Origin of the sequence: Pseudoalteromonas sp. MMG013 (genome assembly GCF_018100885.1) — a bacterium.
Taxonomy (GTDB): domain Bacteria; phylum Pseudomonadota; class Gammaproteobacteria; order Enterobacterales; family Alteromonadaceae; genus Pseudoalteromonas; species Pseudoalteromonas aurantia.
The window spans coordinates 1-25,157 of record NZ_JAGJEE010000023.1 but is presented as its reverse complement, the minus strand read 5'-3'; the positions used below and the strand labels follow the sequence as shown (position 1 = coordinate 25,157).

The window sequence follows — 25,157 nt, the reverse complement described above, 5'->3', positions numbered from 1 at the left end:
ATATGTCAGTATTTGCAATTGTGTTTTTCGTGTTAATTCTGATAGCCATATATCATCACATAGGGTATATGGCTGTACTTAAGTTAATGAATAGTATGAAAGATAATAGCATAGGGGTAGTTAAACCTAGCGATAACGAGACTGAAACACCAACTATTGCTATTTTGATGTGTGCCTATAATGAGGCTAAATATATAGAAGAAAAGCTGCATAATTTGGGGTCATTACTTTACCCTAATCATAAATATGATATTCATATCTATTTTGATGGTTGTACTGATAACACGTATGAATTAGCGAAATCAGTATCATTTCAGCTTGAATCTAACAATGTGCATTGCAATTTGCATTTGCAAATTGAGAATAAAGGCAAAACCGCGAGTTTAAATTCGTTGATTTCTATGACTCGAGATAAATACGACATATTGGTATTTACTGACGTTAGTGCACTGTTAAGTATCGATGCACTCAATAAAATAGAGCAGGACTTTAGAGATAATGCCGTGGCTGTAACAACGGGTCAGTATACGCTGCAAGAAGCAGCGCCGATTGCGCAGCAATCTTACTGGCAATATCAAAATACCCTAAAAAGGCTTGAGTCTAATGTAGGTGCTGTGATTGGAGTGCCTGGTGCGATGTTTGCTGTGCGTGCAGAATTAGTGACTGTACTGGAGCCAAATGCTATCAACGATGACTTTATATTGTCAATGCGAGCATTGGCTCACGGAGACAAAGCGATAATCAATGATGAGGTGGTCATGTATGAGTGTGACTGCGATGACCAAGTACAAGATTATACTCGCAGAGAGAGAGTCGGAGCTGGGAATTGGCAACAAATTAAACTGTTAATGCCTTTAATGAATTTCAAGTTAGGATGGACAAGTATTAACTTCCTATCCCATAAAGTATTACGTGGTTTGATGCCAATTCTCCTTCTTGGGATGTACCTTGCATTGACCGCTGAGGTGATAGTGTCTCAAACACTATGGTCTATTATTGTCAGCAGTGGGCTGCTAGCTATCCATTTAATAAGTTGGTTCAAGCTTCTATTTAACACTAAAAAGCGATTGGTCATTTTGGACCAAATAGCTTATGTACTAAATAGTTATTGGATAGCTTTAATCGGTATTGTGAAATTTGAATATGGGTATTTTGACTCGCCTTGGAAACGAGTATCGAGCGCCACAACGAGATGTAATGGTGTTAAGTGTGCGAAAAGAGTACTAGATATTATTGGAGCCAGCGTTGGTATACTGCTTGTGTCACCCATTATGTTAGGTGCAGCTATGGCGATTAAATTATCGTCTAAAGGCCCTGTATTATTTAAGCAGCTAAGAGTCGGTGAAAGCACCGATGAATTTGTGTCATTATTTTATGTGTATAAATTTCGCTCTATGGTGGTCGATGCTGAAGCGAAAAGCGGCGCGATATGGGCCAGTAAGAACGACCCTCGTATAACGCCCATTGGCTCGTTCCTACGGAAAACGAGAATTGATGAATTACCTCAACTTTGGAATGTGCTGATAGGGGAGATGTCTTTAATTGGTCCTCGACCAGAAAGGCCTGTTTTTTATGGTAAGTTAGAGAAATCCATACCGTATTTTTGCCATAGAACTTATGGGTTGAAACCAGGGATATCAGGTCTTGCTCAAGTAATGAATGGTTATGACGAATCAGTGGAAGATGCAAGAAGTAAAATTGGCTGGGATTATGCCTATGTATTAAGTATGTCATCACCTTTGAGTTGGATTAAAATGGAATTCACCATACTATTTAAAACCATACAGGTTGTTGTATTAGGAAAAGGCCAATAACGACAATCTGCTTTGCAAAATGCAATGATTTTATTAAATTCCTTTGCATTTTGCAGTAATTATCAATTATTTATTTATAAAACAACATATTGTTTAAAGTACAAAGTTGGCACTATAGTTGTAATAGTAATCATAACTTCTATTATAAACTTGGTGATGATCATGACTGAAGCAACTTACTCAAATACCCCTCGTGTTTTACCTTTACCTCGCGACTTTTCTGGCTTTACTGTGGATAGCTTTCGGGATGAGTTTGAAAAACTCGCTGTTTGTGACAATACAAACATCATTCTAGACTTTTCAGAAACGGAATTTATTGATTCTTCAGGTATAGGGGCTATGGTTTTCTTATACAAACGAATTGAAAAGAAAGGACAAAATCTTGCTTTGTTAAAAGTAAATGGGCAGCCCTTCAAATTAATGAGTTTACTAAGGGTCGACAAAACGATTCCTTTCATTGAGCAGCTTGAATTGTAAGCAAGGAGAATTTATGAAGCACATAACACTATTTTTATCGGTAATAGTCATGATAGGCGGATGTGCTTCTTGGCCTGAAGAAGGGCAAGGAGGTTGGGCAGAACATTACAGTCAGCATAAAAGTGAGGACGGTAAAAAGCATTTGGGTGATACGGATCACGTATTTTCTGATGACATCAATGTTGTTACTAACGAATTTGAGCACCTTGTGATGAAACTCGATTTGCTAAAAGCTCAAGGGATCCGTGATTGTATGCCTGCACAACTGTTAAAAGCACAAGTCTATGAAAATCGCATTCGCCGCTTAATATCAGCACAAATGTGGGCCGATGCGGAACATGATTTACTCATTCACTACCATGGTCTTAATCAACTTTCGGGGCATTTTGAAATGGTACAAGCGATGACGCAGTGTGCCCCTAAAAATGATGTAGTAATCGTGAAAGAGGTGCCTGTTAAAGTTAAAAATCAAATAACAGACTTATTGAATAGTGATAACCAGTTTGCATTTGATGACTATCAAATCACTCCTAAATATATGGGGAGAATAGCCCAAGCAGCGGATTTAATTAAGCAAGTTTCTGATATTTCAATATTATTAGTTGGGCACACAGACAAAGTGGGTAACCATGATAACAACTATGAACTCGCACTTAAGCGGGCTGAAACCGTAAAGCACTGGCTTGGTGTGTATGGTGTACAACAACAGACGATCACAACGTTAACACAAGGCAGTTTACAGCCATATAACAATATAAGTAATAGTGACGCAGAACGACACTCTGATCGGCGTGTCGAAGCAATAATTTTATCACTGACGGAAATCAACAACGGTAAACCTGTCAAAGCAGGATCGTTAGTTGAATGGACAAAGGTGATTAAAGCAACTAAGGAGTAATGTTATGCGGCTGTTTCTTTGCTTAGTTTTATTATTGTCGTTTTTAATATCTGCTGATACTCATTCAAAGGGTACAGATACAATTCAAATTGGTAATAAGTTATTTCTTTACGTCCCAGGTGAAGCTGAATTTGAAGCCGTGTTTGAAGTCGGTAAAGACGGGGCAATTGTATTACCAGAAGTGGGTCGTGTGCAAGCCGCTGGTAAAACAGTTCAACAATTCCAAAATGAGGTGAAAATAACGCTTGGAAATGTTTATAGGGCAATGGATGACTTTTATATAGAGCTACGAGCCAAAGATATTTTCATAACAGTGTTGGGTTATGTTAATGCACCTGAACAAATTAGCATCCCTTTTGATGGAAACATTCAAACTGTAATAGCGAAAGCGGGTGGGTTAAAACCAGGAGCGCAGCTTGATAGACTTCAAATTAGACGCGGTGAGTCTATTATTGAATTTGATTATAAGGCTTACTTAGACTCGGGCAATGTCAAGATACTCCCTAATTTACAAAGTGGAGATATCGTATTCGTGCCGGTATCCCCGTTACTTGGTAATGTGCAAATAGACTTTGATGCGCAAACTCTCAGTGCAACCGGGGATGCTAGTGCAGGCAGCGCAATTACCCTATTGGGGGAAGTACATAACCCTGGTAGCTTTTCATTTAAAGACGATATGAGTGTATTAGACGCCATAATGCGAGCCGAAGGCGTTACTCGATATGCTGATGTTACAAAAATCAGAGTTATTGTAGATAAGACCCCTCAAGTATTTGACTTAAAAGCATACTTAGATAAACCAAATAAAGACAATATGCCTGATTTAAAAGCAGGTTCAACCATTTATGTTCCTATCATGGTGGATGATGTAAATACCACTGCGCGGACTGTCTATATTATGGGGGAAGTCCAGAAACCGGGGGCGTATGAAGCACCCGACAATATCAATTTCCTCGATATATTGGCGAATGCAGGCGGCCCAACACGGTTTGCAGAAACCCGACAAATTAGAATTTTAACACCTGCTGGAGAAAATATTTTATTTGATTTGCAAGGATACAGTGAAGGGATTGTTTCAGCAGAGATTCCTTTACTTAACCCTGGAGACGTTATTTTTGTACCTGAAAAAACAGATTTAAACGAGAAAAGTTGGTTAAAAATTCCGCCGAGTCGGGCTATTAAAATCATTGGCGCAATTTTCTCTCCTGGTAGATATGAGTGGAGTCAGGAGATGGACTTTACAGATCTATTAGGTCATGCAGGAGGCCCAACAAAAGGTGCCAACATTAATGATATTAAAATAGTACGAAATGGAGAGGTAACGAAGCGATTTGACTTAGAAAAGTACACGATATCGGATGGGAAAACGCTCTTACCCAGTCTACAAGCAGGTGACACAGTGATTGTGGAAGAATTGCCGGTAGATCCTGCTGACAATAAATCACAATGGATCCGTCAAGAGTCAAGCAAGTCAATATATATTATGGGTCAGGTAGGGTCTCCAGGGCGATATTCATTTAATCACAATATGCACTTCATAGACATCTTGGCAGCGGCCGATGGACCAAATGGCAACGCGGATATAAAAAACATTAGAGTGACACATAGAAATGAAGATAAAGCCAGAGTGAGTAAGCTCGATTTAGCATTATATTTTGAAACAGGAGATGAAACTCTGTTTCCTAATGTTCTACCTGGAGACACTATTTTTGTCCCTGAAAAAACTAAAGACTGGTTGCGAAAACCAAAGGAACAAGTGGTAAGAATTATGGGGGCAATTCAAAAGCCAGGGCGCTATAATTTTGATGACACCATGACTTTGTTAGATATACTCGCTGAAGCTGGCGGACCAACAGGGTCTGCATTAATTGACAAAATAGTGGTTGTGAATCATTCATGTTGTAAAGAGCGTTCACGGGTTTTTGATTTAGAGGCTTTTGTGAAAAATCCAAACTCAGTAAATATACCGGTACTCAGAGCCGGAGATACGCTATACATACCAGATAAAGGTCAAGATTTAATGAGTCAGTTTAAAGATAACTTTGTTGATTTTATAACTATTATAGCATTAGTGGTGGGCTTATGAACCTTATTCCTCATCAATATCAAGAAGTTGAAGACATTGGTAATGAAATTATTGATAACAATGCTCGATGTGTCACATTTATTTCACTTGAGGGAAATTCAGGCTCTTCAACTGTATGCGCAAGTGTTGCTCAACGATTTAAAGCGAACGGACACCGTGTATTAATTATCGATTTAAATCCAATAACCCCCCTAAAGTTAGATGAAATTGCGCAACCTACGGGTCCTGAATGGTGTTTCAGCGATATTACCTGTCAATTGAATATTATTGAGCATAATCAAGTCGACTTACTGACCATGCAAAATCTATCCAATTTGGAGTCTGCAAAAAATAAACAAGTTATGAAAGAAGCGGTCGAGCGACTTTCCCAAGAGTATAATTATATTCTTTTAGATATGTCACCGGCGACAAAAATGAATAGGGGAAACGTGCCGTTACATGCACTGAGCTTGTGTAGTGATATGACAATTGTAACCGTTGGTTTGGGCATAAATGATGAAGAGTCGCTATGCACCAGTATTAAAAATATTAAACAAGGTGGACATCAACACGTAAGAGTCGTAGTGACGCAACATCATTTCGCACCTTTAGGGGAAAAACTCATTAACGCATTAGAGCGACACCGAAACCGTTGGCCAAGAATAACACAATTTTTAATTAACAAGGTAAATCGTCAAACTTGGCTATTTCATCCACACTAATTATAAGTCAATCATGAACGAACCAATATACCACAGACGCTTCAGTTTAATCGCACCCGCTGTTACTGAGATCCGGCACGTTCTTAAACATGTTTTGAGTGGGTTAGCCGTATTGAGTGATGACCTTGATGCTGCTGGGCTCGTTATAACTGAGTATTTAACGAACCTTTTACGGCATAGTAAGGGAGAAGATGAAACGATTGTGTTACTCATAACACGAAATAAAGCAGGAGATTATACATTAGAAGTGATTGATAATTTAACGCCTTACGATTTATTTGCTTGTAATGAATCTGACTGGGATATTAACAGCGGCATACTAGTTGAGGGAGGAATGGGTGTTGAGCTTATAAGGCATTATTTTCCAAAAGCGGCATACACGAGCAAGCGTAGTAAAAACCACTTTTCTATACCACTAACCCAAGGCAAGAATAAGCCTAAAGCCGTTTATGTTGACGACGATCTTGCTCAACTGGCATTAATAAATGCATACCTAAAAGACGACTATGACGTAATCGTTTGCCAAGAGTTGAGTGAGGCTTGGCAAGCGATCACATTGCATGATGTACAGGTATTGATTTTGGATTACCAATTACAAAAGCAAACATCAGAACCATTGCTTACGAAGTTAAATGGTTCTGATCATAGGAGTACACTGTCCGTAGTCATGCTAACAGGCACAGATTCTGATGATACGATTACCCGTATAAACCGTTTGGGTATTGACGATTATTTAGTGAAGCCAGTTAAAAAAATTAGATTACTGCAAAGTTTAGAGCGAGTGACCAATAGGGTTAAAGCGTTTGAGTATCAAATAGAAGCGCCACGTAGTATCGATAATTACCGACTAAATGAGGGCTTTAATGCCCATTTATTTGGCTCAATCGAGGTAGGTGATGGCGGTGATTTCTTTATGCCTATCCCAAATCAACAAAATGGATTTATTTTAGGTGATATGATGGGGCACGGCATTCAAGCGAGAAAAGAAAGTTTTGCAATTAAAGGGTTTGTCCGCGGTTTTTTGGCAAGCAAACCAAATTGTAATGAATTGCTCAATACGCTTAATCAAGCGTTATATGAAGAGCAGTTATGTAAAAATAGCTTGGTCACTCTGCTTGCAGGATATGTTTCAGACGGACATTTTTATTGGCTGAATGCAGGGCACCCGCCGCCGATAGTAATAAAGTCAAATGGGACATTAAGTGAGTTAGCCGGTGTAGACCCGTTATTAGGATTGTCATCTGAACATCAGTACGAAGTTTACTCTGTGTCACTAAAGGATGTATTACATATTTTGGTTTATACCGATGGGTTGTTTGATAATCGAGAAACAGATGAAAGCGAGTTACTGCAACTTAAACAAATCTTACCTAATCTATCTTTGAGTCAGAGCGAATTTGCATCTACACTTTGGCACAATTCTCAAGTTAGTTTGACAAAAGAGATTGACGATGCATCGCTAATCGTTATTAATTAGTTATAATAAATTCATAAGCATAAAAAGAAGGAAGTTGCCTATGCCGCCAAAAATTCTAATAGTTGAAGATACAGAGTCTCTGGCTTTGATGTACCAGTCGTATTTAATCCCAACAGGGATGACAACACGGGTTGCAGCCACAGGTGCAGATGCTTTGGCTACCATTGCTGAATTTACGCCTGATCTTATTCTACTAGATGTCATGCTACCAGATATGAATGGGCTGGATATTCTTTCTTCTTTACAAGGTGATGATCAGCCGCAAGTTATAGTACTAACGGGGCATGCGACTAAAGAAATGGCAATACAAGCCATAAAGCTTGGCGCCAATGACTTTTTAGAAAAACCCATAGAAGCTGACCGCTTTAGGATCACAATAAATAATGCTCTGAAGTTAAAAGACCTAAAAAGTACGGTCGAAAAATATCAAGCAACATATGAGAATGGACGCTTTTTTGACTTAATAGGCAGTTCTCGCGCCATGCAATCCGTTTATCAAATCATTAATTCAGCAGCAGTCAGTAAAGCAACCGTATTTATAACAGGAGAAAGCGGGACAGGTAAAGAGCTATGTGCAAAAGCGGTACATCAAGCATCACCTCGGGCCAGTAAACCCTTTATTGCTCTCAACTGTGCCGCAATTCCTAAAGACTTAATAGAAAGCGAAATATTCGGGCATTTAAAAGGGGCATTTACAGGTGCAATAGCAAATAGAGAAGGGGCTGCTGGTCAAGCTAATGGGGGGACTTTATTTCTAGACGAACTCTGTGAAATGGATATAAATTTGCAAAGCAAACTTCTTCGCTTTATACAAACGGGCTGTTATCAGCAAGTTGGGAGTGAAAAAGAAACTAAGGTAGATGTTCGTTTTGTTTGTGCCACAAATAGGGATCCATTACTAGAGGTACAAGCGGGTCGATTTAGAGAAGATCTTTATTATCGTCTTCACGTGATCCCGATAAATTTACCCCCTTTACGAGAGAGGGGAAGAGATATCATTGAAATTGCTGAGGCGTTATTCTTTAAAATTAGTAAAGAAGAATCACATCCCTATAAAGGTATTTCTGACGATGTTAAGCGGGCTTTTTTAGATTACACATGGCCTGGTAATGTTCGCCAATTGGAGAACACCGTACGTAATACCTTAGTGCTCAACCCAGATGAATGGATTGATCTGGATATGGTACCTGCTTTACTGAGTTCGCAAAACACCAATGCTCAACCTTTGGTGCAATCGGCCCTTAATGTGGCTCCGTTAGCACCAACTACTAGAAGCGTTGATAATTCAAGTTTAGAACAGCGAACGACGCTGGGAACGATGCAAGATATTGAACCTCTATGGGTTATAGAAAAGCGGTATATAGAGCAAGCGATAGCGCTTTGCCAAAGCAATATTCCAAAAGCAGCAGCCTTGTTAGATGTTAGCCCTTCTACAATTTATCGTAAAATCAAGGGTTGGGAAGACGCACAGGCATAATGATTATATGCGGGATGGGCACTGACCTGAGTACGCTTCATGTAAAAGTGTCCACTGTGCATGGCCCGAGAATCTTTGCGCCACAATGCTATGTGCATATTGTTTCATCATAATCAAATTTTCTGGCGCGATCTTCGTTATTTCTTCAATTTTTCTAGTTAATAAATCAACATCATAGGCCGGCATGACCCAACCACTTAGGTTGTTTGTAATGATGTTTGAGACAGCACCTACATCTAAGCTAATGACCATAACGCCATGATTCATTGCTTCTAAAATAGCCATTGGTAATCCTTCTTGTCTCGAGGTTACGCATAGCACATCAATATTTTTCCAAATTTTTTCAGATGGGACCACTCCATGACAAACAACATGTTCTGGTATATCAAGTGTTTTCTGCATATCTCCATCACCAAACATATGCCACTCGATCATGTTTTGTTTGACCATGTGGTTTGCAACTTCAATGAACCTGTCTGGGCCTTTTTCGTATGAAAACCGCCCAACAAAACCTACTTTTAGCTTGTTCGCGCTGTGATAAGTAGAGCTTGTGACTGCCAATGGGGTAGTTTCAATAAAGTTGTCGAGTACTTCCGCCTCTTTTAACTGGTTTTTAATTCGTTTTGATACAGCGAAATTAATAGAAAGTCGTGCGGTTAATTTATCCAAAATGTTATAAAGCCTAACCATTCCTTGACCCGTTTCCCCTGCGTGGTAAGTGCTGATACAACGTACTTTTAGATACTTACACATTAGTCTGCCCAATATACCGGCTTTGTACCCATGGGTGTGAACTACGGTGTCATTTGAAAAACTCGCAAATGCCGATTTTAAACTTGAAATGGAGCCATTTAAAAATTCAAATTGAATATTGTTAGATTCTAGCTTATTGTAAAATAGTTGGTTATCGTGGTTTTGGTAAAATAGGACTTTGCATATAACGCCTTTGCGCTGTAGTAATTTAGCAAGCTCTACTAAGTGAGACTCAATACCACCGAATATTGAAGAATCAACAAATAATACAACGTCATATTTCATATCTAACTCCAGGGGTATACATGATAGATTTAACGACCTATTCTCAACTCCAAGTTGATGTTGGCGAAGAGCTAGCCGCACAACTTTTAGGTGTTTATTTAAGTGAGTCGCAAGTTTTAATAAAAAGGCTGACTACATCGAATGACTGCGACCTACTTCAAATTACAGCACATAGTTTAAAAAGCAGTAGTCGAAGTTATGGTGCTCTGCAATTAGCCGAACTATGTGAAAAAATTGAGCATCAGATAAAAACTGTCGGTGTTTGTGATGAAGTTACAGCTTTGATTGCAGCTGCTCATCAGCAAAGTACCGTCACGTTTACTGATGCATACAAGTTAATTAATGGTACATGTTGAGTTAACCTTAGTGCTAAGTGGCAGTTTTAGCAACTGAGAGAAAACATGGCTTAGCTGCTCTATGTTATGCTGCGTACTCTGGGCATCATTTAGCTCGTCACAGTGCACAACTATTTCTTCGATTGCCTGTGGAGAAATACTTAAATCACAGAATTGATAACCTAGCTTTTCTTGCATCCAGTCGATGATCGTTTCTCCTTTAAGAGACCGAGCAACGCTATTTTCTTCTGCAATATTTTCAATAAAAATTCTACATGCAGCGGTATTTTCAATCGCATCACCAATTTCTTTAACTAATAGTGGTGGCATTACACTCGATATAATACTACCAGGTCCAATTAAAACTAAGTCTGCGTTGGTAATTGCATCAACTGCGCCCTTAGCTGCACGAACTGATTTTGATAGACCAATCGCATCAGGCAGTTCCGTCAATGCGTCTATTTCACATTCACCTACGACCTGTTCGCCGTTTGCATAGGTTGCCACTAAGTCGGTTGCTGAATCAGACATAGGTAAAATTGTTTCAGCATTCCCCAGCATTGCATTAAACCAAGCAACCGCTTCTGTTGGAGAGTCTGTAAGCTGCATCAAACCTAACAGCGTCAGATTACCTAAACTATGCCCATCCAACTCACCGCCATCAAAACGATGCTCAAATATTGAATGTATAAGTGATTGTTTGTCGGTTAACTGTAAGCAGCACCTACGAATATCACCTAAAGCAACACATTCTTGAGATTCTCTGAGTCGGCCGGTACTTCCTCCGTTATCGGTAGTGGCAACAACCGCTGTTAAATCACTACATAAAGGTCTAATTGCTGAAAGTACTTGTGCTAACCCATGACCGCCGCCTAAACATACTATTTTCATGCTATCTCCAAACTGATATTTTTTAACTAGTTATGAAAGAGCAGGTTTTATTCCAACTTTAAATAATGATTAAGCTGTTGAATTTAAATAAATGTATCTAAATATGATTTGAAATAAATGCGATTTAGAACTATCTTTGCAAAGTGCAAAGCAATTTAAAATCATGGTGTTCTACAATATGCAAAATGGAAGTTTGATAAGCCCAAGTAAGTTACAGCGAACTTTAATAAAAATAAATTCGAGCAATGATTTTGAGCAGTTATATAGTGAAATTGACAGGGCTATGGCTGAGTTGTTTTCATATCAAGCGTGTGTTGTATTAGCATCTAGGAGCAAAGGCGCTTATCGTACCATTGCAACTTCTAGCATTTTGTTCAATGATGAAAGTTGGTATGAGTATGTTGATTTATTCGCACAAGGAATATCAGAAAATGAACAATTTATACCTCATGCCGTTAGTGAGTATGATCAAACTTCAATCAGTAAAACGGTGTTATCTGGGTTAAATAATAGTTTAGTTTTTAAGTTATCTGAATTATGTGGCCAAGGTATTATTCTATTCACTGGTCTACTTAATCCGCCTTCTGACACCTACACTAATGATCTTAATTTTATAACTTTGCTAGAACAAGTGTATTTAAAAGCAGATCAACTACAAAAATCACATTCTAGAACCAGTAGTTTATTATCACTTATTGCGAACATGACCGAGCGAGCTGATTTATTTAAAGAACTAGCATCCGAGTGGTTTTGGCGAACAGATACCGATAACATATTTACGTGCGTGGATGAATTAGCACCCCATGATGATTTGTATAGTCAGTTTTTTATAGGAAAGTCAGCGTTAAAGTTACGATCTGATAATGAAATGCAGCACTTGCGAAAGTGGGCTCAATTTCAGCACATATTAACCCAACATGGTGATTTTTTTGAATTCGAGTTTGAGTTAGACAGTCAACGCCATCTATGGATATCTTTGAGTGGAAAAGCTCAGTTTACTTCCATAGGTGAATTCAACGGTTATATGGGTATCGCTAAGGATATCACCTACGCAAAAGACAGAGAAATAGCATATAAGCAAGCAAAAGAAAAAGCAGAAAGTGCCAATTCAGCGAAGTCACAATTTTTGGCTGTTATGTCACATGAAATTAGAACACCTATGAATGCGATTTTAGGAATGGTTGAATTGCTCAATGATACACAATTAACCAACCAGCAAAAGGAATGGTTATCATATGCACAAAGTAGTGCCAATTTGTTATTAGGGTTAATTTCAGATGTGTTGGACTTTTCGAAAATAGAAGCCGGCACATTAACTCTTGATAATAGTGAGGTGCACTTAAAAGAACTCATTCATAGCATCGCCGCGCAATTTGAATCTCACTCAGAGGCTGGCAAGCTCAATTTTGAACAAATTATTGAGCAATCAGTACCGGGCATTGTAAAAGGTGACAGTACTAGGTTGGGGCAAATACTATTTAATTTATTGGGGAATGCGTTTAAGTTTACCAGCTATGGTCGTGTCACTTTACATGTAAGTGTGATTGAGAACAGAGTCAAAATTCAAATTAGTGATACAGGTATTGGGATTGCCGAACAAGATCTAAGTCGGTTGTTTAAGCCGTTTAATCAAGTCAGTGATAGCGTTAAACGCAAACAACAAGGTGTTGGTTTAGGTCTCAGCATAACTAAAAAACTTATAGAGTTGATGCAAGGAAGTATAACTTGTTCCAGTTTGCTGGGGGTTGGCACTACATTTACAGTAAGTTTGCCTTTTGAAAAAGTGTGTATCCCGGAAATAGAAAACGAAGTACCAGTTAAACAAAGGACACTTTCAATACTTGTCGCTGAAGACAACAAGCCTAATCAAGTGCTTATAGAAGCACTTTTGAAAAAACTAAACCACAAAGTAACGTTAACCGAAACAGGTTCTGAAGCATTAAATGCTATAAAAGCGAATGACTTCGATTTGGTGTTAATGGATATGATGATGCCAGTGATGGATGGTCTTACCGCAACAAAGTACATACGGGAAGAAATGTCATTGACCATTCCTATCTTTGCACTGACTGCAAATGCGGGACAATCAGACAAGGTAAATTGCCTGAATGCAGGAATGAATAAAGTGCTTACGAAGCCAATTCGATTTATTGAATTAAGCAATGCTATCAGCTCACTCTATGATGCACCGGTAAAAAAATAGAACTAAAACTGTTCTTTTGTTTAACGACATCTAGTGTGCTTCTCAAGTCAGTTACTTGCTTATTGTATATGAAATTACCCATACTAATCCTTTTCACACCAAGTACTGAGAGCGCATCAAAGCTAGATAACCTCAGCTCTGGATAAGCGAATTTGCCCAATAAAGCTATTTTCCTCACTCTCGGCGTTGCTGCCATTTGTAATAGCCCGCTATTACTGCATAAAAGCGGCTTGATATTGAACAAAATATGTCCTATTCCAACACCCTTATCCAAACGTTAGGTTAGATAGTTAGGGCATACATATAACATTTACAGGTAATTAAATGGATCCAGGTATCAAGAATGTCGCTGTTATCTGTAACACAAGGAACAAATAGTCCATTGTCACCTGCTGCACGATAAAGTTTTTGGTGTTGATGTGCTAGCCGAAACGACCCCCCGATATGATTGCCCACCCTTCGGTAAAGGCATGGTCTTCATGTATGTGCGACAGACTTTAGTGAAGCTCACAATATTAATATTGACACAGTGTCAGAAATTTCGAATGTTTGGGAATGCCGGTCCATATGATTGGCAAAGTTGGGCTCATTCATAATATTTTAAACCTCAAAGAACACAGTAAATGGACAACAGTAAACTCAACAGATATGGCTATAAATGTAGTACTAAACGGGCATGGAATTGCACTTATCGTTGACTATTTGGGCGACGCAGCTATCAACAAGTCAGGGCCGCTAACTATTCCATCCACTTAATTTCCCTCACTTAAACGCCGTTGAGCGCTATTTTTTGAATTAAATTCGCCTCGGCGTGCCCGAATAGATGTATTTATGTCTTGGGTCACAACACAAATATTAAGTGACAATACCCTGTAGAACCTGTGAAAGCCCTTGAAACAGCCATGAATAACATGTTGTAGCAGAGCCTTCTATAGATACTCAATCCTTATGAAATAAATCTCGCGTATATAATTTATCGGTGACATCATCTAATTCATCGACCACTCTATTAGTAATGATTAAGTCACATTCAGCTTTAAATGATGACAACGAATTATTCAGTGAAAAATTGTCTGATAAAGGTGCATGTAAATTGGGTTCATATACAACAATTTCTGCACCAGCATGGTGTAAATGGGCAATTACATCTAATATTGCAGACTCTCTAAAGTTGTCAGAGCCTGTCTTCATAATTAAACGGTAAACACCTACTTTTCTAGGGGTTTTCGCCATGATAGTGTTAACGATGTGCTGTTTTCGTGTCTCATTTGCTGATACGATAGCCGATATCATATCGTTAGGGACACCTTCAAAGTTTGCGAGTAATTGCTTTGTATCTTTTGGTAAGCAATATCCCCCATAACCAAACGAAGGGTTATTATAATGATCACCAATTCGGACGTCTAAACTTACTCCGTCAATAATTTCTTTCGTATTAAGGTCTTTTGCTTCGCAATATGTATCTAACTCATTAAAAAATGCCACCCGCATAGCGAGATAAGTATTAGAAAATAACTTAATGGCTTCTGCTTCTGTTGAATGTGTGAGAAGTACCTTAACGTCTTGTTTATGCGCACCTTGCTTCAGTAAGCTGGCAAACGTATTGGCTTGTTCTGACAATGCACCAAGTATGATTCTTGAGGGGTATAAATTATCGTATAAAGCCTTTCCCTCTCTAAGAAATTCAGGAGAGAAGATGATGTTATCGGTACGATGTTTTGATTTCATTTTTTCAGTAAAACCAACAGGTACCGTTGACTTTATAATGATGGTGGCTAGAGGGTTAATTTCCAATGCCTGTGCGATGACATTTTCTACACTTGTAGTATTAAAGTATTGAGTATCAGGATCATAATCGGTTGGAGTTGCAACGACAATAAAATCAGCATGTTCTAATGCTAGAAATGGATCCGTTGTCGCAAAAATGCAATGTTCGCGTTGTGCTAGAAATTGTTCAATTTCATGATCTTGAATTGGAGACATGCTTTTATTTATTAAGTTAACACGATCGGGGTTAGTTTCTAGTGCTGAAACGGTATTGTGTTGAGACAGCAGCAATGCGTTTGCCAAACCTACATAACCTAATCCTACAACGGTAATATGAAAACCCATAATATAACCTTACTATTGATATTTTTTGTCTATTCCCAATACAGCAATATTTGGGCTATTTTTTCAGATTGTGTCAAATGAATTAATTTCCTTATAAATCAACAGTATAAATTTAGAGTAAGGGACTTCCGTCACCAGTCCCTTTTTTCATTTGCATAATGAAACGCAAATAGCAGCGTGAACTATAAAACCATCGCAGCAATCCAACCAAAAATAAGCAGTGGAATATTAAAGTGAATAAACGTTGGTACAACTGAGTCCCATATATGATCATGCTGACCGTCTGCGTTTAACCCTGAAGTTGGACCCAATGTTGAATCTGATGCAGGAGAGCCTGCATCACCTAAAGCACCAGCCGTTCCGACAAGCGCAGCGGTTGCCATAGCTGAAAAACCCACTTCTAAGCACAGAGGCACAAAAAGAGTGGCAATAATAGGCACTGTAGAGAATGAACTACCAATCCCCATCGTTATTAATAATCCAACAACGAGTATCATCGCTGCTGCGAGTGGCTTATTATCACCTATAAAGTCAGCACTAGTAGCAACTAAACTAGCCACATCTCCCGTTGCTTTCATTACCGATGCAAACCCTTGAGCAGAAATCATAATAAACCCAATCATTGCCATCATAGCGACACCTTTGCTAAAAACGTCTGAGCTTTGCTCCCACTTTACAATGCCAAATACGCTAAACATCATGACGCCAACAAGGCCCCCGAGTATCATTGAACCACTGATATTTTGCGCGATTAGTGAGCAAATTACCGCGATACTACCAATGATCATCACTTTCTTTGGGTTCTCTATTGCCGTTAATACAGGAGTAGAAGGCATACTTTCATTTTTATATATTCGTTTTGCTCTGTAGCTGAATAATAATGCAACACATAATCCTACAAGCATACCTACTGCTGGTATCACCATTGCAGAAGGGACTTGTGTGCTAACGATCTCTAAGCCATTATCGGCGAGGTTTTTATGTAAAATTGAGTAGAGATAAATACCGCCAAATCCGTAGGGCAATACCATGTAGGAGGTGGCAAGTCCAAATGTTAAAATACACGCGATAGCTCTTCTATCTAACGTTAGTTTGTTCAAAATAATGAGTAGCGGGGGGATAAGAATTGGAATAAAAGCAATGTGAACTGGAACCAGGTTTTGTGACGCAATAGCACAACCAAGTATTATGGCCATAATCATAAAACTTAAGGCTCTTGTATGATTATCTTTTGCACCTTCAACCTTTGTTAATAATTTTTGGGCGAGAATTTGCGTTAACCCTGATTTCGAGATAGCAACAGCAAAGCCACCGAGCATAGCATAACTCAAAGCAATTTCAGCACCACCAGATAAGCCGTCGTTAAAGGCATTGAGTGTGGTCGATAAGTCTAATCCTGCCGATAACCCAGCAACCATCGCGCTAACGGTCATTGCAACAATTACATTAACTCTAACTAAAGACAGTGTAAGCATAAGCAATACACCTATTATTACTGCATTCATAAATCTCTCTTTGTTTTTCTTTTTATTGATTTTATCAGCTTAAGCGCTGATATTCGCTGTGTCTTACTGAATGATTTTCCTTGATAGCGAAAAGAAGAAAAGTCTTGATAAAACTGCTCTAATTCAACTTCCTGTTCAGGGTAACTGTGTTTTAGCGCTTCAATCAGTTGATAGGGGCTCATATTTAGATTTGAATATTTGCTTATTTGACTTAGTCTTTCAAACAATACCACTGCGGTAGGCTTATTTACTTTACTCGGGCGCTGCATATACCAATATACGGCTATAAGAATGAACGTTACGAAAATGATAGCCACCACACCAGATAACGATCTACCGCTTTTCCCAAACACTTTTTCTAAGAATGAACGCTGTTTACTTTCATCAAAGTTCAATACCCACCTTGTCCATTGATAGTCGTATTCTTCTAATTTAAGCCTTAACCATTGCACGCCAGGAATACCTGTAAATGCGACCAAACTGATCCCTAAATTTGCTTGAAACTCCGCTGACAATGATGAGTGCTGCGATAAAGATCCTAGTAGCCGTTCAGGCGAAACCCATGCAGTTGGGTCTAATGCTTGCCAACCTTGGCCTGGTGTGTAGTATTCTACCCATGCATGCGCATCATATTGGTAAACGCTATAGTAATTATTTTTTACACTATATTCTCCCCCTAAGTAGCCAGAAACAAGACGAGTAGGGATGCCAACACTGCGCATCATCATCGCAACAGAAGACGCATAATGCCCACAAAACCCCGCTTTTTGTTCAAACAAAAACTCATCTATGGTACTTTCATTCGTCATTGCTGCAGGCGTTAGCGTATAACGATAGTTATTACTTATGAAATATTGTTTCATAAGCTTAATAAACTCAGCGGTTGTGCCTGATTGCGTATCCCACTGTTGAGCTAGCGTTTGTGCACGTTTATTCAGCTGATTGGGAAATTGAGTATTTTTTCTATACTCCCAGCGAGTAAGTTCAATTAAATTTTGTTGGTATGAAAACGCTTGATACTCAAAATTGTTTGACATCGCGTTTGAGCGAAAAAGCGTACCAAACTGGTTACGCGATACGCCACCCGTGTAACTAACGCTCGTGCCAAGCGAGAACAGCCATGGCAGGTTGCTTGATTCTGCAATCACCCGATATCCAGCACCCGACACATTTACATTGGTTCGTAGTGGAATATTTTGTTGGTTAGATTTCAACCAAGATGCGCCATCATATTTGTCGTGGATAATTGCGCGCCAATAAAAAGGCGAATTGAAACGTTGTTTATCATCAATAATTGCCCTAAAGGCAAGTTCATCCGATTGAGACAACTGTGCGATGTTAAAAGGATTGACGTCTTCAGATAGCCCTGTTTTAGCTAAACTAGGCCCAGGTAATTGCCAAAATGCTGGTAACTTAGGTAAGAAGATAACCAATAGTGCACTGATTGGTAAAATCAGGATAAGTTTCTTAAAGGCATCTTTGCTTGCGTATAAAAGTGGTTGTCTATGTGAAAGGGCTATCATTAACCCCAAGTTTATTCCCAGTGAGCATAGCACTATCAAGGTCATGTATAAGCTTTGTGAGAAAAGAAATAAGCAAGGGATTGTAAAAAAATTTAGCGTTGTGATCTGCTGAAATTGCCGTTGACTCTGTGCCTGTATCACTTTCAGTTGGCAAGCTAACACCATTAAAGAGACAAACAGCGATACGGAATTATCTACCCCAATCGAAAGCAATAATATAACCATTCCAATAACGGCCAGTACGTTAAGCGCAGTATTTGATGGAGAGGTCGTTTTGTATTTCCATAGAAAAAGGTGCCAAATGGCTAATGACCCAATGAGTGCAGTAAACGGGATCCCTAATTCAGATATTAATAGCAAACTCATAAAGACGTAAATTACTGTTATGATCATTAGTTTAGTGTTCACTTAAGATCTCCAAGCTAACTTGGCAATGTTGGCGCCCAGACCCACTATCAAGAACCCTATTAGGCAACTTCATTGCGAACGGTTGCTGATTTTCAGTTGCCTGTAACACTAAAAAACACAATTTACTCAACCTTTCTTCGACGGTACCGGTTAACAAATTAAAATCAAACCCAACACTGGCCCTTTGCTCCCCGACATAGCTCTTCACCAGCATTTCTTGATTCTTTGCATAATGACGCCAAGATACTTGATGTAAACTCATTCCCTTTTGATAATTAATAAGCTCTTTAAATTCATCGTTGTTATCTGCAGCGAGAAGGTTTTGCTCTGTTCCATTATTTGTTTCGATCGAAGACATATCGGTATTGGCATTTAAAGGCGCAGGGTAGACATGGATCTTTTGCTGAGAAATTAGATAACTCCATACTCGAACAAGACCAAACGGGTAGTGGCTAAAAACTTTAAATTTCCCAATAAGATGTACGCCACGGGGGAGTTTTAAATTGTTCTTGGTTATGCTCGTTTGCGATAAAAAATCACATATAGTAATTGCACCTGTCTTGATATGATGAATTGAGATATCAAATCGGTTTTTATCCGTTATTAATTCAAACACCGCATCCGTTTTGCCTCCAGCATGATCAGCTTGTGCGTGAATAAGCCTTAAACCAAGACCTTTGAAGTTTAAATAGCCATATATTAAGGAAACAACGAGTAATATAACCATGATGTAAGACACTGCCAATATCAGGTTATTCTGGTAATTAATGCCAAGTATAAAATTTAATAGTGCAATACTTAAAAAGCCAAAGCCCCCTTTAGAAGGTACAACGTAGATAGAGTCATGCTTAAAAACGATACTTTCGCACTGGTGTTTTTTGTTTAAAATCTTATCGAGTAAATTTTGAAATAAGGGCGGCATTAAACAGGAACCAATACTTGCTCTATAATATTTGATATGACCTTTTCTTGTTCATTACATGAAAGGTTCAATCTGTGCGCTGCAACCGGCCCAAATACAGCTTGCACATCATCAGGGGTTGCATATTCTCGTCCTTGCATTAACGCCCACGCTTTAGTCGCAGCACCTAAAGCGATACTCGCACGGGGTGAAAGCGGATCTGCAAACAAACCACTCTCTCGCGTAAAGCGCACGAGAGCCAGAATATACTCAACAACAGGCTCGGCCAATTTAACATAAGTAACCTGCAACTGAAGTTGAGTAAGCTGTTCTTCACTGATCACTTGGTGCAATTGTTTATCAATACTGTCTTTAATGCCTAAAATAAGTTTTTTCTCGGCGTCTTCATTTGGGTACCCGAGACTGATCCGCATGAAAAATCGATCTAATTGGGACTCAGGCAGGGGGTGCGTACCCGACTGGTGCAATGGGTTTTGCGTAGCAATCACAAAGAAAGGGCTAGGTAATGCATGGCTTTCACCATCAACCGTTACTTGTCGCTCTTCCATTGCTTCTAATAATGCACTTTGAGTTTTTGGGCTTGCTCGGTTAATCTCGTCAGCGAGCATCACTTGGCTAAATATCGGTCCAGGATGAAACGTAAATGAATGCTCGGAAGTATTAAAAATAGCAGAACCTGTAATATCAGCAGGTAATAAATCACTGGTGAATTGAACCCGTTGATAGCTAAGCCCTAATACATTAGCTAATCCGTGTGATAATGTGGTCTTACCCATTCCAGGTAAATCTTCAATTAATAAATGGCCTTTACAAAGTAAGCTACACACAGCATGCTTTATCTGTTCGTCTTTACCATAAATTATGTGAGATAACGCACCCAATATTGGGGTGACAAATTGATTCATGTAATTAATTCTAATCGTTTTAAAACAGTGTCTACTTTTTTAGCATTAAACGGCTTAGCAATAAATCCTTTCGCGCCCAGTTCCCAAGTATTTTGAACATTTTCAAGGCTATTGTGACCAGAGCACATAATTACATGCGTGTTAGGGTAGTTATCGTTCACAAATTCTAAAATTCGAGTACCGTCTGTATCCGGTAGTTCGATGTCTAAAAAAACAACGCCGGGCTCTTTACTTGCTAACAGTGGTTTTGCAGAATCAAAATCTTTTGACTCTAAAATTTCTTCGAACCCAAGGTTAGATAAAATCTCACATAGGTACTCTCTAATTTCTTTTACATCGTCAACAATTAAAATTGGTTCAAGTGGTTTTACAAATTCCATATAAAGAGACTTCTTTTTTACATCTGCGTTCATACTAATCCATGGATTTATCAAGCTCAATAACTTTTACTATGATTACACTAAATTACATATATCAGTAATGTACTAACCAATTTAATGTCCGATACTATATTTCTCGATTGAAACCGTAGAATGTTCCGCAAAGTTGAATGTATCGTAATAACTAAGGTGCATTATTAATTAGATACCGTACCAATTCACTTAATGCTGGATTTTTTATCCGATTAGCTGGATAGACGAGTGAAACTGGTGCTGAAGGTATTTGAAATGACTCTAATATTGGTACTAACTTACCAGTATTTAAGTAACGTCGCACCAAGAAATCAGGCAAAAATGCAATGCCGAGACCATCGGCTGAATAATCTGCTGCGATATTACCGTAGTTAACTTCAATTTGACCCATAACATTAACGTGTTTTTCTAATTCACCTTCATAGTACCGCCACCTTCCGGGTTTACGAATTGAGCTATCAATAACGCAATTATGTTCACTTAATTCCCTTGGGTGTTTTGGCGTACCGTGTTTTGCTAAATAGCCTGGACTTGCGACATATAACACATTTAACTGACTGAATTGGCGTGCCACTAAACGAGAATCAGATAATTCATGTACTCTAACGGCAAGGTCTATACCTTCCTCAACTAAATTTACATAGCGGTTGAGTAGCATAATTGTGACTTTTACCCCAGGGTTATTTATCATAAACTCACTGATTAAGCGTGTGATCCCTAGCTCTTCGGCATCAGGGGGGGCCGTCATCCGAATATGCCCTGTAATCGCTTTTTGATTAATTTCAGCCCGGTGTTCAAGCATGTCCAAACGATTAACTAATTCAGTGAATTCCTCCAGATAATACTCCCCCTCCGCTGTTAGACTCATAGCTCTAGTGGTGCGATATAACAGTTGACAACCGAAATGTTGTTCTAAGTCAGAAACCTGCCTGCTCACAGCAGAAACAACCACACTTAAATGATCGGCTGCTTTGCTAAAGCTTCCATATTCCACAACGAGTCTAAATGTATTAATGGCGCGAACAATGTCTATTTTTCTTTTCATGTGAACAATGATTTCATCTATAGGTTATTTATCCATTCTAAATTAATAGTTAACCTGATTCCAATATCAATCACATACTATAAAAGAGAAAGCTAATGAAAATTCTATTAATTGGTGGTACAGGCCTAATTGGTAAATCGGTAGCCAAATATCTTGAAACCAGTAATGAACTGATAGCAGCAGGGTATACAGATGGCGATGTAAGAGTAGACCTTGGTAGTAAGGTTTCAATTCAGAGTATGTTTAAACATGTTGGCAACGTCGATGCTGTTGTTTGTACCGCTGGTGTTGCAAATTTTGGAGCTTTTGATCAACTACCAGACGACGAATATGAACTTGCACTTAGTAACAAACTGATGGGTCAGGTGAATTTAGTACGATTTGGCCGGAATTATATTAATGATGGCGGCTCAGTCACGTTGACGTCAGGCATATTATCACGTGAACCCATGCGTGGCAGTGTTGCTGTGAGTATGGTTAATGGCGCATTAGAGAGCTTTGTGAAAGCAGCTGCATTAGAGCTAGAAGAGATACGACTGAATATTGTATCGCCAATTTTTGTTAAAGAAACGATGGCGATGATGGGAATGGACACTGATGCAGGGCTATCGGCAAGTGATACTGCCAAAGCTTACGTGTCAGCAGTAGAGGGTTCAATGCATGGAACTACGTTGAATACTCCCGATTATATTTAGATAACTAAGCTCATAGGAAGAACACAATGACAAGACTAATTACGACTTTAATCACCTTAATACTCATAATGCCAAATGTATTAGCGAGTACTATAGAAACACGATCATTAGATGAGCTATATGCAGAAGCGGTTAAGGAGGGCGGTCAACTGATACTTCGAGCTGGGGGGGATAAGGATGATCAAGCAGATTATTATCTAGATATGTTCAAAAAGCGTTTTCCCAAGATGAAATTGACGCACAGTGTTGACTTAAGTTTTTACCATGCATCTCGCTATGATAATGCACTAGAAAGCTCAGCAGATATAAATATCCCTGATGTAATACAGCTTCAAACATTACATGATTTTGACTATTACAGCGAGCGGGGATTACTTGAATCATATAAACCCAAAAATTGGGAGAAAATATATCCCGACTATAAAGATCCTCATGGACATTGGGTTGGCTTATTCGGTGTAGCATTTACCAATGTATTCAACAACAAAGTTATTGCAGAAGATAAAGCACCTCGTGATGCCTTGGATTATTTAAATCCCGCATTAAAAGGGTTTAGTGCCCAGCCCCCCCCCCAAATTAACCTTAGAGTATATAAATGCTAGATATTATCGCTGTTCTTTTCTTTGAGTCTTTTAGAAACTTTAGCAACACTAAGGGTTTGCAGGTAAGCGCTTGATTTATGCTGCTTTATTTCCCGTCAGAAAAAATCATCTAAAAGTCATAAGGACGTCAGGTGTTTGTAAGCCTGCTCGCTTAAATTGACAGCTTATTCAATCAAATCCAAACAATAATCAATATAAAACAACTGCAAGAACAATATCAAAAGGAAGAAAACATGAAAAGAACAAAGTTATTAATATTGACATGTGCTTTATTCCTAAGCACTGTCTTTGCTCAAGAAAAGACAGAAAAAGATCCTGATGCTTCTCGTTTAACAAAGCAGAGTGAACCGGCAGTTACCTTGGGAAAAATATCCTCACTTCATTCAAAAGTGCTAGACAAAAAAATTCCACTATCAATCCATTTACCTGAGAACTATGATAGTTCTAAGAAAACCTATCCCGTGCTGTATATGTTGGGTTCAGATTACCGATCTCGGTTCGCCATGTTAGCTTCCACAATAGGCTACATGGGGGATGGAGGACAAATTCCTGAGATGATACTTATTGGAATAGATTTACCCGATGGAAATAGTATTTTATTGCCAAAAAGGGAAAATCAAGACACAACAATTCCAGATAATTATATTAACTTTTTTGAGACAGAGCTTATACCGTACGTTGATAATAAATACCGGACTGCTCGATTCAGAATTCTCTTTGGCGGTTCTAACAGCGGCTTTTTTACTGTTTACACCCTGCTCAACAACCCTCTTCTGTTTAATAGCTACTTTGCAAGTAGCCCATCCATTATGGTTGTACCGGATGTACTTCAACAAAAAATAAAATCTGGTCCGTTAAAAACACTTACGGAAAACAGAACACTACACATCATTTATAGCGATGATGAGGGAATGACAGAAATTGCTTCTGAATTCTCTAGTGTTGTAGAGAAACATAAACCACAGAGTTTTACCTATAAAGTGGATGAATTAGTAAACCAGGGTCATGTACCAGCAACGGATTTCACAAAGTTTCTTCTTGCATTATATCCTGATTACAATCCCTACGAAAAATTGGACACCTTGGATAAAGTGATACAACATTTCGAAATGCTATCAAAACGATACGGGTATGAAATCCAGCCACCTATATCGGTCTTAATGGACCTTGGTTTTGACATGATAAGCAGTAAGAATTTAGATGTCGCAGAAGAAATCTATCAATATTCCTTAGAAGTGTATCCTGAAGGTAAGTTATTATATGTTGGAATGGGTATTTTACGAAAAAAACAAGGTAAGCATGAAAATGCTAAGGCCATGTTCGAAAAAGCATTGGCAATTGACCCTGATTTTTCACTTGCTAAAAGGTGGCTTCAAAGACTCTAAAACCAAATTGGCTCCCGTTAAAAGAGTGAATTTTACTAATGGGAGAAAGAAGAATAACATCCGTGGAAATGAAGTAAATTCTGTAAGTCGTGAATCAACGCGGCTTACAACAACCGTTAATGTCCGCTTTCGACTCTAAAGCGGACGTAATTCCCATGAAAAGTCGAGTGTCGCTAATGTCTCCTTCATGGTAAATGGACACTTGGTAGAGCAGGTTGCTTTAGTCTGCATTCTGGACAAAGTGA

The 25,157-nt window shown here is 38.8% G+C and carries 22 protein-coding genes; 13 read left to right on the top strand and 9 right to left on the bottom strand.

The features are described from left to right. The first annotated feature begins 2 nt into the window (after window positions 1-2). The 7 genes from J8L98_RS17785 to J8L98_RS17755 all read left to right on the top strand — a co-directional run bounded on the left by J8L98_RS17785 (window position 3) and on the right by J8L98_RS17755 (window position 8,930). Complete coding sequence (locus tag J8L98_RS17785; protein WP_210997533.1) at window positions 3-1,814, top strand: sugar transferase; 1,812 nt, start codon at window positions 3-5, stop codon at window positions 1,812-1,814. A 162-nt stretch (window positions 1,815-1,976) separates the two neighbouring features. Further along, on the top strand, window positions 1,977-2,291 hold the full coding sequence (locus J8L98_RS17780) for an STAS domain-containing protein (protein WP_010363390.1): 315 nt from the start codon (window positions 1,977-1,979) through the stop codon (window positions 2,289-2,291). 13 nt (window positions 2,292-2,304) lie between these two features. After that, window positions 2,305-3,189, top strand: coding sequence for an OmpA family protein (locus J8L98_RS17775; protein WP_210997532.1), 885 nt, complete (start codon window positions 2,305-2,307; stop codon window positions 3,187-3,189). A gap of 4 nt (window positions 3,190-3,193) precedes the next feature. After that, window positions 3,194-5,275, top strand: a complete 2,082-nt coding sequence (locus tag J8L98_RS17770; protein WP_210997531.1) for an SLBB domain-containing protein — start codon at window positions 3,194-3,196, stop codon at window positions 5,273-5,275. Then, window positions 5,272-5,976, top strand: coding sequence for an AAA family ATPase (locus J8L98_RS17765; RefSeq protein WP_210997530.1), 705 nt, complete (start codon window positions 5,272-5,274; stop codon window positions 5,974-5,976). The genes J8L98_RS17770 and J8L98_RS17765 overlap by 4 nt, the downstream gene beginning before the upstream one ends. A 13-nt stretch (window positions 5,977-5,989) precedes the next feature. Beyond that, window positions 5,990-7,453, top strand: coding sequence for a SpoIIE family protein phosphatase (locus J8L98_RS17760; RefSeq protein WP_210997529.1), 1,464 nt, complete (start codon window positions 5,990-5,992; stop codon window positions 7,451-7,453). A 40-nt stretch (window positions 7,454-7,493) separates the two neighbouring features. Continuing rightward, complete coding sequence (locus J8L98_RS17755; protein ID WP_210997528.1) at window positions 7,494-8,930, top strand: sigma-54 dependent transcriptional regulator; 1,437 nt, start codon at window positions 7,494-7,496, stop codon at window positions 8,928-8,930. Between the two features lie 3 nt (window positions 8,931-8,933). Here J8L98_RS17755 and J8L98_RS17750 read toward each other — a convergent pair whose 3' ends face one another. Then, on the bottom strand, window positions 8,934-9,968 hold the full coding sequence (locus J8L98_RS17750; protein WP_210997527.1) for a glycosyltransferase family 4 protein: 1,035 nt from the start codon (window positions 9,966-9,968) through the stop codon (window positions 8,934-8,936). A 20-nt stretch (window positions 9,969-9,988) separates the two neighbouring features. On the opposite strand from J8L98_RS17750, the gene J8L98_RS17745 reads away from it, so the two are divergent. Then, on the top strand, window positions 9,989-10,324 hold the full coding sequence (locus J8L98_RS17745; protein ID WP_192507548.1) for an Hpt domain-containing protein: 336 nt from the start codon (window positions 9,989-9,991) through the stop codon (window positions 10,322-10,324). Here J8L98_RS17745 and yvcK read toward each other — a convergent pair. After that, window positions 10,304-11,194 carry a uridine diphosphate-N-acetylglucosamine-binding protein YvcK gene (gene yvcK / locus J8L98_RS17740; RefSeq protein WP_210997526.1) on the bottom strand — a complete coding sequence of 297 codons (891 nt, stop codon included), beginning with the start codon at window positions 11,192-11,194 and terminating at the stop codon, window positions 10,304-10,306. The genes J8L98_RS17745 and yvcK overlap by 21 nt on opposite strands. Window positions 11,195-11,372: 178 nt before the next feature. Between yvcK and J8L98_RS17735 the strand changes: the two genes are divergently transcribed. Both J8L98_RS17735 and J8L98_RS17730 read left to right on the top strand, forming a co-directional pair. Next, window positions 11,373-13,397 (top strand): ATP-binding protein, encoded by a 2,025-nt coding sequence (locus tag J8L98_RS17735; RefSeq protein ID WP_210997525.1) that lies wholly within the window; start codon window positions 11,373-11,375, stop codon window positions 13,395-13,397. A gap of 567 nt (window positions 13,398-13,964) precedes the next feature. After that, on the top strand, window positions 13,965-14,153 hold the full coding sequence (locus J8L98_RS17730; protein WP_210997524.1) for a hypothetical protein: 189 nt from the start codon (window positions 13,965-13,967) through the stop codon (window positions 14,151-14,153). Between the two features lie 183 nt (window positions 14,154-14,336). On the opposite strand, the gene J8L98_RS17725 is transcribed toward J8L98_RS17730, so the two are convergent. From J8L98_RS17725 to J8L98_RS17695, 7 genes are all read right to left on the bottom strand, one after another. Beyond that, entirely contained in the window at window positions 14,337-15,509 is a 1,173-nt protein-coding gene (locus J8L98_RS17725; protein ID WP_210997523.1) for a nucleotide sugar dehydrogenase, read from the bottom strand. A gap of 182 nt (window positions 15,510-15,691) precedes the next feature. Continuing rightward, window positions 15,692-17,014 (bottom strand): Na+/H+ antiporter NhaC family protein, encoded by a 1,323-nt coding sequence (locus J8L98_RS17720; protein ID WP_210997522.1) that lies wholly within the window; start codon window positions 17,012-17,014, stop codon window positions 15,692-15,694. Continuing rightward, window positions 17,011-18,945: a DUF3488 and transglutaminase-like domain-containing protein gene (locus J8L98_RS17715; protein ID WP_210997521.1), complete on the bottom strand. Its 1,935-nt coding sequence runs from the start codon at window positions 18,943-18,945 to the stop codon at window positions 17,011-17,013. The genes J8L98_RS17720 and J8L98_RS17715 overlap by 4 nt, the downstream gene beginning before the upstream one ends. Beyond that, entirely contained in the window at window positions 18,935-19,867 is a 933-nt protein-coding gene (locus J8L98_RS17710; protein ID WP_210997520.1) for a DUF58 domain-containing protein, read from the bottom strand. The genes J8L98_RS17715 and J8L98_RS17710 overlap by 11 nt, the downstream gene beginning before the upstream one ends. After that, a complete protein-coding gene (locus tag J8L98_RS17705) occupies window positions 19,867-20,772 on the bottom strand; it encodes an AAA family ATPase (protein ID WP_210997519.1) in 906 nt (301 codons plus the stop codon). The genes J8L98_RS17710 and J8L98_RS17705 overlap by 1 nt, the downstream gene beginning before the upstream one ends. Further along, window positions 20,769-21,152 (bottom strand): response regulator, encoded by a 384-nt coding sequence (locus tag J8L98_RS17700; RefSeq protein ID WP_192508548.1) that lies wholly within the window; start codon window positions 21,150-21,152, stop codon window positions 20,769-20,771. The genes J8L98_RS17705 and J8L98_RS17700 overlap by 4 nt, the downstream gene beginning before the upstream one ends. Window positions 21,153-21,336: 184 nt before the next feature. After that, window positions 21,337-22,230 carry a LysR family transcriptional regulator gene (locus tag J8L98_RS17695; RefSeq protein WP_210997518.1) on the bottom strand — a complete coding sequence of 298 codons (894 nt, stop codon included), beginning with the start codon at window positions 22,228-22,230 and terminating at the stop codon, window positions 21,337-21,339. Between the two features lie 95 nt (window positions 22,231-22,325). Between J8L98_RS17695 and J8L98_RS17690 the strand changes: the two genes are divergently transcribed. The 3 genes from J8L98_RS17690 to J8L98_RS17680 all read left to right on the top strand — a co-directional run bounded on the left by J8L98_RS17690 (window position 22,326) and on the right by J8L98_RS17680 (window position 24,912). Then, window positions 22,326-22,925, top strand: coding sequence for a short chain dehydrogenase (locus tag J8L98_RS17690; RefSeq protein ID WP_210997517.1), 600 nt, complete (start codon window positions 22,326-22,328; stop codon window positions 22,923-22,925). 26 nt (window positions 22,926-22,951) lie between these two features. Continuing rightward, the gene (locus tag J8L98_RS17685; protein WP_210997516.1) at window positions 22,952-23,527 is read left to right on the top strand and encodes a hypothetical protein; all 576 of its coding nucleotides are present in this window, start codon (window positions 22,952-22,954) and stop codon (window positions 23,525-23,527) included. Between the two features lie 233 nt (window positions 23,528-23,760). Beyond that, complete coding sequence (locus J8L98_RS17680) at window positions 23,761-24,912, top strand: alpha/beta hydrolase-fold protein (protein ID WP_210997515.1); 1,152 nt, start codon at window positions 23,761-23,763, stop codon at window positions 24,910-24,912. The last annotated feature ends 245 nt before the right edge of the window (window positions 24,913-25,157 follow it).